At 39.8% G+C, this 13254-nt stretch carries 7 protein-coding genes, 21 tRNA genes and 2 rRNA genes; 28 read left to right on the top strand and 2 right to left on the bottom strand.

Annotated features, from left to right (window positions below; genetic code table 11):
- The 28 genes from WQ54_RS17320 to WQ54_RS17185 all read left to right on the top strand — a co-directional run.
- A 23S ribosomal RNA gene (locus WQ54_RS17320) occupies positions 1-576 on the top strand; the annotation flags it as partial.
- 127 nt (positions 577-703) lie between these two features.
- A 5S ribosomal RNA gene (rrf, locus tag WQ54_RS17315) occupies positions 704-819 on the top strand.
- Between the two features lie 44 nt (positions 820-863).
- A tRNA-Val gene (locus WQ54_RS17310) sits at positions 864-939 on the top strand.
- A 237-nt stretch (positions 940-1176) separates the two neighbouring features.
- Positions 1177-1252 (top strand) — tRNA-Thr (locus WQ54_RS17305).
- A 19-nt stretch (positions 1253-1271) separates the two neighbouring features.
- Positions 1272-1347, top strand: a tRNA-Lys gene (locus WQ54_RS17300).
- 13 nt (positions 1348-1360) lie between these two features.
- Positions 1361-1446 (top strand) — tRNA-Leu (locus WQ54_RS17295).
- A 10-nt stretch (positions 1447-1456) separates the two neighbouring features.
- Positions 1457-1528 (top strand) — tRNA-Gly (locus WQ54_RS17290).
- Positions 1529-1539: 11 nt separating this feature from the next.
- Positions 1540-1628 (top strand) — tRNA-Leu (locus WQ54_RS17285).
- A gap of 19 nt (positions 1629-1647) precedes the next feature.
- Positions 1648-1724, top strand: a tRNA-Arg gene (locus WQ54_RS17280).
- Between the two features lie 106 nt (positions 1725-1830).
- Positions 1831-1907: transfer RNA gene (locus tag WQ54_RS17275), tRNA-Pro, on the top strand.
- Between the two features lie 17 nt (positions 1908-1924).
- Positions 1925-2000, top strand: a tRNA-Ala gene (locus tag WQ54_RS17270).
- A 21-nt stretch (positions 2001-2021) separates the two neighbouring features.
- Positions 2022-2098, top strand: a tRNA-Met gene (locus WQ54_RS17265).
- 4 nt (positions 2099-2102) lie between these two features.
- A tRNA-Ile gene (locus tag WQ54_RS17260) sits at positions 2103-2179 on the top strand.
- A 17-nt stretch (positions 2180-2196) separates the two neighbouring features.
- Positions 2197-2289 (top strand) — tRNA-Ser (locus WQ54_RS17255).
- A 15-nt stretch (positions 2290-2304) separates the two neighbouring features.
- Positions 2305-2381 (top strand) — tRNA-Met (locus WQ54_RS17250).
- Between the two features lie 4 nt (positions 2382-2385).
- A tRNA-Asp gene (locus WQ54_RS17245) sits at positions 2386-2462 on the top strand.
- A gap of 153 nt (positions 2463-2615) precedes the next feature.
- Positions 2616-2688: transfer RNA gene (locus WQ54_RS17240), tRNA-Phe, on the top strand.
- A 29-nt stretch (positions 2689-2717) separates the two neighbouring features.
- Positions 2718-2793: transfer RNA gene (locus tag WQ54_RS17235), tRNA-His, on the top strand.
- Positions 2794-2800: 7 nt separating this feature from the next.
- Positions 2801-2874: transfer RNA gene (locus WQ54_RS17230), tRNA-Gly, on the top strand.
- 8 nt (positions 2875-2882) lie between these two features.
- Positions 2883-2959, top strand: a tRNA-Ile gene (locus WQ54_RS17225).
- 10 nt (positions 2960-2969) lie between these two features.
- Positions 2970-3044: transfer RNA gene (locus WQ54_RS17220), tRNA-Asn, on the top strand.
- 3 nt (positions 3045-3047) lie between these two features.
- Positions 3048-3138: transfer RNA gene (locus tag WQ54_RS17215), tRNA-Ser, on the top strand.
- 15 nt (positions 3139-3153) lie between these two features.
- Positions 3154-3225, top strand: a tRNA-Glu gene (locus WQ54_RS17210).
- 607 nt (positions 3226-3832) lie between these two features.
- A complete protein-coding gene (gene glgB, locus WQ54_RS17205; protein WP_156178004.1) occupies positions 3833-5794 on the top strand; it encodes a 1,4-alpha-glucan branching enzyme in 1962 nt (653 codons plus the stop codon).
- Complete coding sequence (locus tag WQ54_RS17200) at positions 5751-6911, top strand: glucose-1-phosphate adenylyltransferase (RefSeq protein ID WP_046585844.1); 1161 nt, start codon at positions 5751-5753, stop codon at positions 6909-6911. The genes glgB and WQ54_RS17200 overlap by 44 nt, the downstream gene beginning before the upstream one ends.
- A gap of 175 nt (positions 6912-7086) precedes the next feature.
- A complete protein-coding gene (locus tag WQ54_RS17195; RefSeq protein WP_046585842.1) occupies positions 7087-8115 on the top strand; it encodes a sugar phosphate nucleotidyltransferase in 1029 nt (342 codons plus the stop codon).
- Positions 8112-9572 carry a glycogen synthase GlgA gene (glgA, locus tag WQ54_RS17190; protein WP_046585840.1) on the top strand — a complete coding sequence of 487 codons (1461 nt, stop codon included), beginning with the start codon at positions 8112-8114 and terminating at the stop codon, positions 9570-9572. The genes WQ54_RS17195 and glgA overlap by 4 nt, the downstream gene beginning before the upstream one ends.
- Positions 9547-11952: a glycogen/starch/alpha-glucan phosphorylase gene (locus WQ54_RS17185; RefSeq protein ID WP_046585838.1), complete on the top strand. Its 2406-nt coding sequence runs from the start codon at positions 9547-9549 to the stop codon at positions 11950-11952. Before glgA ends, WQ54_RS17185 begins: the two co-directional genes overlap by 26 nt.
- A gap of 72 nt (positions 11953-12024) precedes the next feature.
- Here WQ54_RS17185 and WQ54_RS17180 read toward each other — a convergent pair whose 3' ends face one another.
- Both WQ54_RS17180 and WQ54_RS32780 read right to left on the bottom strand, forming a co-directional pair.
- Positions 12025-12816, bottom strand: coding sequence for a TIGR00266 family protein (locus WQ54_RS17180; RefSeq protein WP_046585834.1), 792 nt, complete (start codon positions 12814-12816; stop codon positions 12025-12027).
- Between the two features lie 276 nt (positions 12817-13092).
- A partial coding sequence (locus tag WQ54_RS32780; protein WP_084822133.1) for a transposase occupies positions 13093-13254 on the bottom strand: 162 nt, incomplete at its 5' end.

The raw sequence follows: 13254 nt of genomic DNA, 5'->3' as shown, positions 1-13254 counted from the left end.
AAAGGCACAAGGGAGCTTGACTGCGAGACCTACAAGTCGAGCAGGGACGAAAGTCGGGCTTAGTGATCCGGTGGTTCCGCATGGAAGGGCCATCGCTCAACGGATAAAAGCTACCCCGGGGATAACAGGCTTATCTCCCCCAAGAGTCCACATCGACGGGGAGGTTTGGCACCTCGATGTCGGCTCATCGCATCCTGGGGCTGTAGTCGGTCCCAAGGGTTGGGCTGTTCGCCCATTAAAGCGGTACGCGAGCTGGGTTCAGAACGTCGTGAGACAGTTCGGTCCCTATCCGTCGTGGGCGCAGGAAATTTGAGAGGAGCTGTCCTTAGTACGAGAGGACCGGGATGGACGCACCGCTGGTGTACCAGTTGTCTTGCCAAAGGCATAGCTGGGTAGCTATGTGCGGAAGGGATAAGTGCTGAAAGCATCTAAGCATGAAGCCCCCCTCAAGATGAGATTTCCCTGTTACTTTTTGTAACGTAAGATCCCTGAAAGATGATCAGGTTGATAGGTCAGAGGTGGAAGCGCGGTGACGTGTGGAGCTGACTGATACTAATCGATCGAGGACTTAACCTAATACAAAAGCGAAAAGCTCAGTAAATGAATTGAATAATCGTTATCTAGTTTTGAAGGAATATAAAGTTTTTATAAAAAACACTTGAAATATTCTTCTGAAATAGTATAATAATTCTTGTCGCTAATGTCTGGTGATGATGGCGAAGAGGTCACACCCGTTCCCATGCCGAACACGGAAGTTAAGCTCTTCAGCGCCGATGGTAGTTGGGGGTTTCCCCCTGTGAGAGTAGGACATTGCCAGGCAGCAACAAGATATTAAAACGCATACACTATTGTAAATTTAATTTGGAGGATTAGCTCAGCTGGGAGAGCACCTGCCTTACAAGCAGGGGGTCGGCGGTTCGATCCCGTCATCCTCCACCATTTTAGAATTTAGATGTGAGAAGTTAGAGGATAGAAAAAACTTTAATGAACTTCTCCAATATCGTACTTCTATAGTTTTAACATCTAGTACTCTGGTGTAGCTCAATTGGTAGAGCACGATCGAATAAGCGTCGAAGCTTTGCTTCAGCACACAAATCGAGCTGCTTCTTATTAATCTTCCTGAGATTTGGGTGACTGGTAAGTAAGAATAATTTAATTATACATTACACTTTATATGCCGGTGTAGCTCAATTGGTAGAGCAACTGACTTGTAATCAGTAGGTTGGGGGTTCAAGTCCTCTCGCCGGCACCATTTACTGTTTCAATAATAAGAGCCATTAGCTCAGTTGGTAGAGCATCTGACTTTTAATCAGAGGGTCGAAGGTTCGAGTCCTTCATGGCTCACCATTTTACACACCGTGCGGGTGTGGCGGAATTGGCAGACGCGCTAGACTTAGGATCTAGTGTCCTTGTGACGTGGGGGTTCAAGTCCCTTCACCCGCACCATTTTAATAATGCGGAAGTAGTTCAGTGGTAGAACACCACCTTGCCAAGGTGGGGGTCGCGGGTTCGAATCCCGTCTTCCGCTCTTTAATAAGTGCCGGGGTGGCGGAACTGGCAGACGCACAGGACTTAAAATCCTGCGGTAGGTGACTACCGTACCGGTTCGATTCCGGTCCTCGGCACCAATTAGAAATATAATAGAATGCGCCCGTAGCTCAATTGGATAGAGCGTTTGACTACGGATCAAAAGGTTAGGGGTTCGACTCCTCTCGGGCGCGCCATTTCCAGAATTGAGAAATCGGAAGTCAGAAGTTAGATTAAAGGCTTTGCTTCAAAGCAGTACTTAAAAATCTCTGACCTCTCACATCTTACCTCTGATATCTAGAACGGGAAGTAGCTCAGCTTGGTAGAGCACTTGGTTTGGGACCAAGGGGTCGCAGGTTCGAATCCTGTCTTCCCGACCATCTTCTTATATATTTTTGGGGCCTTAGCTCAGCTGGGAGAGCGCCTGCTTTGCACGCAGGAGGTCAGCGGTTCGATCCCGCTAGGCTCCACCATAATTTAACTTAATTCTTTTTGGCGGTGTAGCTCAGCTGGCTAGAGCGTACGGTTCATACCCGTGAGGTCGTGGGTTCGATTCCCTCCGCCGCTACCATTTTGGACCTTTAGCTCAGTTGGTTAGAGCAGACGGCTCATAACCGTCCGGTCGTAGGTTCGAGTCCTACAAGGTCCACCATTATCGAAAAGTATTACGGAGGAATACCCAAGTCCGGCTGAAGGGATCGGTCTTGAAAACCGACAGGGGTGTCAAAGCCCGCGGGGGTTCGAATCCCCCTTCCTCCTCCATAACTAGTTTATCGTCGCGGGGTGGAGCAGTCTGGTAGCTCGTCGGGCTCATAACCCGAAGGTCGCAGGTTCAAATCCTGCCTCCGCAACCAAAATGGTCCGGTAGTTCAGTTGGTTAGAATGCCTGCCTGTCACGCAGGAGGTCGCGGGTTCGAGTCCCGTCCGGACCGCCATTTTTTAAATTCTGATCTAGAGTAAAAGGGTTTCAATAAGCGAGAAGGTCGAGGAAGCTACTGAGCGAGCACCGGAGCGTAGTAAATACGTTAGGATGTGAGCGATGAAGCTGACGAAGAGATTCGAAGCTTAGTGAAAGCCGTAAACTAAATGGCTCGGTAGCTCAGTTGGTAGAGCAATGGACTGAAAATCCATGTGTCGGCGGTTCGATTCCGTCCCGAGCCACCTTTATAAAAGTTGACATACCTTTTGTGGCGGCTGTGGCGAAGTGGTTAACGCATCGGATTGTGGTTCCGACATTCGTGGGTTCGATTCCCATCAGCCGCCCCATATTCTTGCGGGTGTAGTTTAGTGGTAAAACCTCAGCCTTCCAAGCTGATGATGAGGGTTCGATTCCCTTCACCCGCTCCAGAAAATATGGGCCTATAGCTCAGCTGGTTAGAGCGCACGCCTGATAAGCGTGAGGTCGATGGTTCAAGTCCATTTAGGCCCACCATTTATTTTATTCCGCAGTAGCTCAGTGGTAGAGCTATCGGCTGTTAACCGATCGGTCGCAGGTTCGAATCCTGCCTGCGGAGCCATATGGGGAAGTACTCAAGTGGCTGAAGAGGCGCCCCTGCTAAGGGTGTAGGTCGTGTAAGCGGCGCGAGGGTTCAAATCCCTCCTTCTCCGCCATATTTTGTTCATAATGGCCCGTTGGTCAAGCGGTTAAGACACCGCCCTTTCACGGCGGTAACACGGGTTCGAATCCCGTACGGGTCATCAAAAAAACACTGCATGTATGCAGTGTTTTTTGCTATATAAAAACGTGAATGCAAATCTTAATAGACAGTAAAATCCTCTGATGGAATTCTCATATTTCATTAGGTAATGCTTATTTCTTGACGCTTGTCATTATAAAGGTTTATCCTTATTTTAACAATAATAAAATAAATTGTGTATCTCCTATATTTACAACATATTCTCTTCAACTTTGTTTATTTATTCAATCAGCAAAGTTCTTTTTGATTATCCTTCAAAATGGAATTCAATATTTAAATTCCTTCTTTTTTCTTTTAAAGAATTTTCAACAAATTCCTACAAAAAGTCGAATAAAATATTTTTTTAATATAATGATTTTCTGCTTAACTTGTCCATAATCTTAGTTGTTCAAGCGCTTTCATTAAATCAAATTAAATTATTCCAATTTCATAAACCTCTTTTTAAATCTTTAGTATTTCTACCATTTAAGGGCAGTTCCTTTCCTTATTTTCCTTACTTTTTCTTATATTTTAAAAGTATAACATTCATCATCAACATTATAGTTTTTGTTGGTTTATGTCGTAAAAAAGTAGCGGTTACATTGCAGGTATCTACTAGTAAGTCTTGAATGTTTAGCATAGAGATATTAAGAGAAAGGGTGACAAATGTGACTCTCACTTGTCCAACAGACTATGATATTCATTTATTTCATGAGGGACAGTCATTTGAAAGCTATGGTTTTTTAGGTGCGCATATACAAAAGCAGAATGGGGTTATGGGTACAAATTTCTGTGTTTGGGCACCACATGCAAAACAGGTAAATGTTGTTGGGATTTTTAACAGCTGGAATGGTCAAAAACATCAAATGGAAAGAATGAATGAGGAGGGGGTATGGAGCTTATTTATCCCGCAATTAAAAGCTGGGGAAATATACAAATATGAAATTGTGACTGCTAACGGAGAGACCTTATTCAAAGCAGATCCGTACGCTTTTTTTTCAGAGGTGAGGCCAAATACGGCATCCATTGTTTATGATTTATCGGGCTATGCTTGGAAGGATCAAAAATGGAAAAAAAAGAAGCGTACTAAGCAGCCATATGATCGACCTATGACGATTTATGAAGTGCATTTAGGAACATGGAAAGTGAAAGAAGATGGAGAGTTATACAGCTACAAAGAGCTAATAGAGGAACTAATACCTTATGTAGTAGATCATGGATTTACCCATATTGAGTTGCTTCCAGTTATTGAACATCCATATGACCGTTCTTGGGGCTATCAGGGAACTGGCTATTTCTCTGCAACAAGTAGATTTGGGACACCTCATGAACTAATGGAATTTATTGATGCATGCCATCAAGAAAATATCGGGGTCATTATTGATTGGGTGCCGGGACATTTTTGTAAGGATGCCCATGGACTTTATATGTTTGATGGCGAGCCTACATATGAATACAAAACTGAAAAAGACCGAGAAAATTGGGACTGGGGAACAGCAAACTTTGATCTTGGCAAACCAGAGGTTCAAAGCTTTTTGATTTCAAATGCGATTTTTTGGATGGATTATTTTCATGTAGATGGATTTAGAGTTGATGCAGTAGCAAATATGCTTTACTGGCCAAATTCCCATGAATTAGTGGAGAATCCTTACGCAGTCAGCTTTTTAAGAAAATTAAATGAAGCTGTTTTTGCAAAAGATCCAGATATTTTAATGATTGCTGAAGATTCAACCGATTGGCCGATGGTAACCGCTCCTACCTCGTCAGGTGGTCTAGGCTTTAACTACAAATGGAATATGGGCTGGATGAATGACATTCTTACCTATATGGAGACTTCTCCAGAACATAGGAATGAACTCCACCATAAAGTAACATTCTCCCTTTTATATGCTTTTTCAGAGAATTTCATTTTACCTTTCTCTCATGATGAGGTTGTTCATGGGAAGAAATCTTTACTCAATAAAATGCCAGGTGACTATTGGCAAAAGTTTGCTCAATTGAGGCTGCTATATGGATATATGATGACACACCCTGGAAAGAAGCTGCTTTTCATGGGAGGTGAATTTGGCCAATTTGATGAGTGGAAAGACCTGGAACAGCTGGATTGGATGCTGGAAGATTATGAAATGCATAACAAAATGCGTGTTTATTTTAAATTTTTGACAAACATCTATCAAAAACAAAAGCCATTATATGAATTAGATCATTCAGAAGAGGGCTTTGAGTGGATTGATGTTGACAATAAAGATCAAAGCATTTTTTCGTTTATTCGAAAGAGCCAAAAAGAAAACGAGCTTCTTGTTATTATTTGTAATTTTAAGCCTATTGTTTACCATGATTATAAGGTTGGAGTACCGATTGATACGGATTATGTTGAAATTTTAAATAGTGATGCAGCTGAATTTGGCGGTTCAGATCAAATAAATCGAAAAAACCTCAAGGCGATTGAAGGAGAATACCATGGGAAACCATATCATGTTTCGATGACGATTCCACCATATGGAGCAGTCATATTACGAACAGTAAAAAAAAGAGGGGAGAATAAAAATGGGAAGAAAAAAGTGCGTCGCAATGTTATTAGCAGGAGGTAAAGGAAGTAGATTAAGCTCCCTTACGAAAAATTTAGCGAAACCAGCGGTACCATTTGGGGGGAAGTATCGAATAATAGATTTTACCCTAAGTAATTGTACGAATTCTAGTATTGATACAGTCGGCGTTCTGACACAATACCAGCCGCTTGTTTTAAATTCATATATCGGTATAGGCAGTGTCTGGGATTTAGATCGTAAAAATGGAGGAGTAACTGTACTTCCTCCCTATGCAGAATCCTCAGAGATGAAATGGTATAAAGGTACAGCCAGTGCAATCTATCAAAATATTAATTATATTAAGCAATATGATCCGGAATATGTCTTGATCTTATCAGGAGACCATATTTATAAAATGGATTATTCTGAAATGCTAGATTTTCATATTAAAAAGAATGCAGATGCCTCTATTTCTGTTATTGAAGTACCTTGGGACGAAGCAAGCCGTTTTGGCATAATGAATACCAATGAAAAAATGCAGGTTGTTGAATTTGAAGAAAAACCTGCTAAGCCGAAAAATAACCTGGCCTCAATGGGTATCTATATTTTTAAATGGTCTGTTTTAAAGGAATATCTTGAAATGGATGAACGGAACGAACACTCAAGTCATGATTTTGGAAAAGATATTATTCCTTTATTACTAGATGAGAAATTAAATGTTGTTGCTTACCCATTTAAAGGTTATTGGAAAGATGTAGGTACAGTAAAAAGCCTTTGGGAAGCGAATATGGATCTCTTAAATGAAGACTCCAAATTAAATTTATTTGATCGAGATTGGAAAATTTACACGGTTAATTCAAACCATCCACCTCAATTTATTTCGGATAATGCGGTTGTAAAGGATTCTTTTGTCAATGATGGCTGTGTGATTATGGGCAATGTGGATCATTCCGTTTTATTTCAGGGTGTATCAGTAGGTAAGAATAGTGAAATCAAAAATTCCGTGTTAATGCCAGATGCAATAATTGGTGAAAATGTTTATATAGAAAATGCGATCGTCCCTAGTGGAATTGAAATTCCTAATGGTACAATTATTAGCCCTGATTCGGGAGAAATTCTACTTGTTACGGAAGAAATTATTGAAGAACTTTCCACACTTGTTGATAGCAAAATAATCTAATAGAAAAAGTAAGAAAAACACTTCAAGAATGAAAATATTACTATCACAGTTTGGAACTGGGACGGTGGAGATGCACTTGTATGTCTAACCTTATAGGTACTGAAAGATTTACAATCCAAATCGTTAGACTTCATCGTCATCCATCCGTCCTTGTCCAAAAAAGGGGAGATTGGAAATGAATCAAAAAATGTTGGGTATTATTGATGCAACAACTTATAAACCGGAAATTGAAGAATTAACATTCCATCGTTCTTTGGCTGCGGTCCCATTCGCTAGTCGTTACCGATTAATCGATTTTGTCCTATCAAACATGGTGAACTCTGACATAGAAAGTGTAGCGATTTTTCCGAAGTATCAATATCGTTCATTAATGGATCACCTTGGTTCTGGGAAACAATGGGACTTAAATCGTAAAAAAGATGGTTTATTCTTTTTCCCGTCTCCTCATTTACATAATGAGTATGATGAGTTTGGATCATTTCGTCAGTTTTCTGATCATATTGATTTCTTTTTAAGAAGCACTCAGGAATATGCCGTCATTACAAACAGTTACACCGTGTGTAATATTGATTATAAAAAGGTATTAGCCTATCATCTGGAAAATGGCTGTGATATTACGGAAGTAAGAAAAGATGGAGCTTCATTACAAATGTTTATCATGTCTACTAAGCTCCTTTTAAATCTTATTCATAATAAAGAGCAAACAGGATTTAAGACGCTTGCTGATGTTGTTAACGAAAATAAGAATCAGCTGAATATTTGTCATTATGAATTTTACGGGTATGCTGCTGTGATAGATTCGATCAGCAGTTATTATAAACATAGCATGGATATGCTTAAACCAGAAATTTGGCATGAAATTTTCCTTAAAAGCCGTCCAATTTTAACAAAAGCAAAAGATGAGCCCCCTACGAAATATGGAAAAGAAGCAGTTGTAAAAAATTCCTTAATAGCAAATGGATGTAAAATAGAAGGCCATGTTGAAAATAGTATTATTTTCAGAGCGGTTCATATCGGGAAAGATACAGTAGTTAAAAATAGTGTGATCATGCAAAAATCCCAAATAGGCGATGGTTGTTTATTAGACCATGTCATTGCAGACAAAGATGTAAAAGTAGAAGCAGAGACAATAGTAAAGGGTTCAGTCCTGCTACCACAAATACTAAGAAAAAGAACAATCCAAGGAGCGTTGATGAATTCGTGAACGTGTTATTTGCTGTTTCAGAATGTGTACCATTTGTAAAATCTGGAGGTTTGGCGGATGTTGCAGGTGCCTTGCCAAAAGAATTAAAAAAACTAGGAAATGATGTTCGTGTCATTCTTCCAAAATACAGTTTAATACCTGAAAGATTTAGAGAAAAGATGAAAAAAATAAAGGAAATCACAGTCACTGTTGGTTGGAGGCAGCAATATTGCGGCATTGAAATGCTAAAGTATGAAGGAATCACCTATTACTTTCTTGATCATGAATATTATTTTTATCGTGACTCATTATACGGCCATTATGATGATGGCGAACGATTCTCCTTCTTTTGCAGAGGTGTATTAGATGCTGTAAAAGCGATTGGATTTCAGCCAGATGTAATTCATTCTCATGATTGGCATACCGGGATGATAAGTTTCTTGCTGAAAGAGGAATATCAGCTACAATCTTTTTATAAACATATCAAGACAGTATTTACCATTCATAATTTGCAATTCCAAGGGATTTTCCCGTTTGGCATTTTAAAGGATCTTCTCAATACGGAGGAAGAGAAATGTAGCATGGTGGAATTCTATGGGAATGTGAACTTCATGAAAGGGGCAATTGATGCTTCTGATATCATTACAACTGTTAGTCCAACATACATGGATGAAATTCAAACCGCCTATTATGGAGAAAGATTAGACGGTTTATTACGCTCTAAGTCTTCCTCCCTGGTAGGGATCCTAAATGGAATAGATGATGAAGTTTATAATCCTGAAACTGACCCTGTCATCGATGAACAATACACAGTTGACTCGTTGGGCTTGAAAGCAGAAAATAAAGCTGCATTGCAAGCTTCCTTTGGGCTTCCAGTTAATGAAGATATCCCTGTGATTTCAATGGTGACAAGATTAACAAAGCAAAAAGGACTTGACTTAGTTAAGCGCGTACTCCATGAATTATTGGATCATGATGTCCAAATGATCGTGCTTGGAACGGGAGATACAGAATTTGAGGATTACTTTAGACATATGGAATGGGCTTATCCGAATAAATTCAAAGCATACATAGGGTTTGATGAAAAATTGGCACATCGCATCTATGCAGGCTCTGATCTTTTTCTTATGCCTTCTAAGTTTGAACCATGCGGATTAGGGCAGCTCATCGCTTTAAGGTATGGAACCATCCCAATTGTTAGAGAAACTGGCGGTCTTAATGATACTGTTACCTCTTATCGTGAGGATACAGAGGAGGGGAACGGATTTTCATTCAGAAATTTCAATGCACATGACATGCTGCATACCATTTATCGCGCTGTAGATTATTATCAACAGAAGGATGTTTGGGTGGAGATTGTTAAAAATGCAATGAAACAGGATTATAGTTGGACGCAATCTGCTTTGAAATATAACCAGCTGTATGCTGATTTAATTATTAGGAGTGAAGAGCATGTTCTCCAACAAGGATCAGTTTAAGGAATGTTTTCTAAAAAAACTAGAAAGTATGTGCGGCAAAGGCTTTGAAGAATCCACAAAGCGTGATCAATACCATACTCTTGGGAATATGGTAAGAGAATATATTAGTTCCAAATGGATTGAAACAAATGAGCTGTACAGGTTTGAAAATAAAAAACAAGTGTATTATTTATCGATTGAATTTTTATTAGGGCGTCTGCTTGGCCAAAATCTGCTGAATCTTGGAATAAAAGAGATTGTTGAGGAAGGATTGCGTGAGCTTAATATAAATTTAAGTGAAATTGAAGAATGTGAGCCAGATCCTGCATTAGGGAATGGAGGGCTGGGACGTCTTGCGGCATGCTTTTTAGATTCCTTGGCAACCTTAAATCTTCCTGGACATGGTTATGGTATTCGATATAAACACGGTTTGTTTGACCAGAAGATCGTTGATGGATATCAGGTTGAGCTTCCAGAGCAATGGCTAAGGCATGGTAATGTTTGGGAGGTCCGAAAACCAGATGAAGCAGTAGATATATCCTTTTGGGGAAGAGTCGAAACTAGCAGTGAAAAGAATGTGCTGACCTTTCATCATGTAGGGGCACAAAAGGTGCTTGCTGTTCCTTATGATATGCCAGTCGTTGGGTATCATGTTGATACAGTAAACACACTGAGGCTTTGGAATGCTGAACCGGCATCCTTTGGACCGAATCAGGATATCTTGTCTTATAAGCGGGAAACAGAAGCGATTACGGATTTTTTATACCCGGATGATACTCATGATGAGGGGAAAATTTTAAGACTAAAGCAGCAGTATTTTTTAGTATCTTCGAGCATTCAAAGCATCATTGCTTCATATAAAAAAGAAAATCAAGATATTAGAGAGATGCATCACTCGGTTGCAATCCATATTAATGATACACATCCTGCATTAGCTGTACCTGAATTAATGAGAATCTTAGTTGATGTGGAAGGCTTGGCATGGGAGGAGGCTTGGGAAGTTACGTGTAATACTGTCTCTTACACGAACCATACAATCCTTTCTGAAGCCATGGAAAAATGGCCAATTCATTTATTTAAACCACTATTACCAAGAATTTATATGATTATTGAAGAAATTAACGAGCGTTTCTGTGCAGAGCTCTGGGATCGTTATCCTGGTGATTGGCAGCGGATCGAGCATATGGCCATTATTGCTCACGGATTAGTTAAGATGGCCCACCTAGCAATCGTAGGAAGCAGCAGTATAAATGGCGTGGCAAAAATCCATTCTGATATCTTAAAAAATCGTGAAATGAAATCTTTCTATGAACTCTATCCTTGGAAATTTAATAATAAAACAAATGGCATTACACACCGGCGCTGGTTATTAAAAGCAAATCCAGAGCTAACATCATTAATAAAAGATGTCATTGGTGATGAATGGGTAAAAAATCCTGAAAAATTACTAGATTTAAAGAGACATATTTATCATCCTGAACTAAAGGAGCGCTTTGCAGCTGTTAAACGTAAAAGGAAAGAGATTCTTGCTAAAAAAATAGCGGAGAAGAATGGCATTATTGTTGATATTGATTCTATCTTTGATGTTCAGGTTAAAAGATTGCATGCTTATAAACGGCAATTATTAAATGTTTTACACATTTTGTATTTATATAATCGTATAAAAGAGGATGCCAATTACATTATTCAGCCTCGGACATTTATCTTTGGCGCAAAGGCTTCACCAACGTATTATTACGCGAAGAAAATCATTAAATTGATTCACTCCTTAGCAGAAAAGGTAAATAATGACCCGCAGGTTTCAAAAGTGATAAAAGTTGTTTTTATGGAAAATTACCGTGTTTCCCTTGCTGAGGATATTTTCCCAGCGGCAGATGTTAGTGAACAAATTTCGACTGCAAGCAAAGAAGCGTCAGGTACAGGAAACATGAAGTTTATGATGAATGGGGCACTGACGGTGGGAACGTTAGACGGAGCAAACATTGAGATGCTGGAGGAGATTGGCAGCGAAAATATCTTTACATTTGGACTAACGGCTCAAGAGGTTTTAAAATACGAAGAAAATGGCCGCTATCGCTCCATGGAATACTATCATCATGATTTAAGAGTTCGGCAGGTCGTCGATCAATTAACAAATGGCTTCTTTGCCGAGGATGAAGGAGAATTCGAATCAATCGCTGATTCTCTTCTTGTGCAAAATGATCAATACTTTGTTTTGCGTGATTTTGCTTCCTATATTGATATTCAAGAAAAAGTTGGTGTCGCTTATCAAAACACCGATAAATGGTTAGAGAAAGCATTGATTAATGTTTCACATTCAGGTTTCTTTTCAAGTGATCGGACAATTATGCAGTATGCGGATGACATTTGGAAAATTGGCCCTGTCGCTTTAAAAATGTAAAAATGGTGCTGACCCGATTGGGTTAGCACCATTTTTAGTTAAATAAAATAACATAAACGTGTATCTAATGCATCAATCGCCGTCCAATAACCGGCCTAATCCGCCTAGTAAACTGCCTTCGCCTCGCGCCTCTCCTCCAGCAGATGGCGCGCTCGCTATCACACGATCTGCCAATCGACTAAATGGCAGTGTTTGAATCCAAACAGTTCCTGGTCCTTGCACTGTAGCAAAAAATAAGCCTTCGCCGCCAAAGAATGCGGTCTTTACTTTTCCAACAAATTCAATATTGTAATCAACATCTTTTGTCAACGCTACGAGACATCCTGTATCAATACGAAGCTTTTCTCCTGGCTGCAGATCTCTTCGAATAATGGTTCCACCTGCATGTAAAAAGGCTAAACCATCGCCTTCAAGCTTTTGCATGATAAAGCCTTCACCGCCAAAAAATCCTGTTCCAAGCTTACGCTGAAAATCGATACCCACTGAAACACCTTTTGCTGCACAAAGGAATGAATCTTTTTGACAGATTACTTTACCGCCAAGCTCACTTAAATCAACAGGAATGATTTTACCCGGATATGGAGCAGCAAAGGATACCTTTTTCTTTCCGGATCCCTTATTCGTGAAGACTGTCATAAATAAACTTTCACCTGTTAATACACGTTTTCCGGCACCAACCAGCTTCCCTAGAAAGCCCTTTTGGTTATTATCTCCATCACCAAAGATGGTTTCCATATCGATGCCATCTTCCATCATCATCATGCCGCCAGCTTCTGCAACGACACTTTCATTTGGATCTAATTCGATTTCCACACACTGCATATCATCTCCATGCAGTTCATAATCAATTTCATGTGCGTTCAACACGATCCCCCCAATTATGTAGATAACAGTTTTACTAGTAATAAACTGCATAGATATATTTTACAGCTTTTTGGGAGGTAATAGAAGTATGTTCCGTTTGCTTTAGCGCATGATTTTTGAAGATTGAGCGAACAGGGGTTAATTACAGGACTCTTTTAAAAAAATCGTAAGATTCATACCAAATAAAAAACTCCCAACAAGGGAGTTCCAGACCGTAGACAAACCCCATTTCAAATCCTTGATTTGAAATGGGGTTTGCATTTTCTCTTTATTTTCTTAGGCTGGGCATGGATACTTCCATGCCCAGTTTGCCATTTTCTTGAGATTCATGGCAGCAAAAGTTAGCATCGCCTGCATGGCCACTTTTTTAATTCCTCTTAAAGTGGTCCATCGCATGCCATGCTTTTCTTTAGCATCTGCAAAGACACGTTCTATTGT

Source organism: Bacillus sp. SA1-12 (genome assembly GCF_000981385.1).
Classification (GTDB): Bacteria; Bacillota; Bacilli; order Bacillales; family Bacillaceae; genus Metabacillus.
The sequence above is the reverse complement of the archived record's forward strand: the minus strand, read 5'-3'. Positions and strand labels throughout refer to the sequence as shown.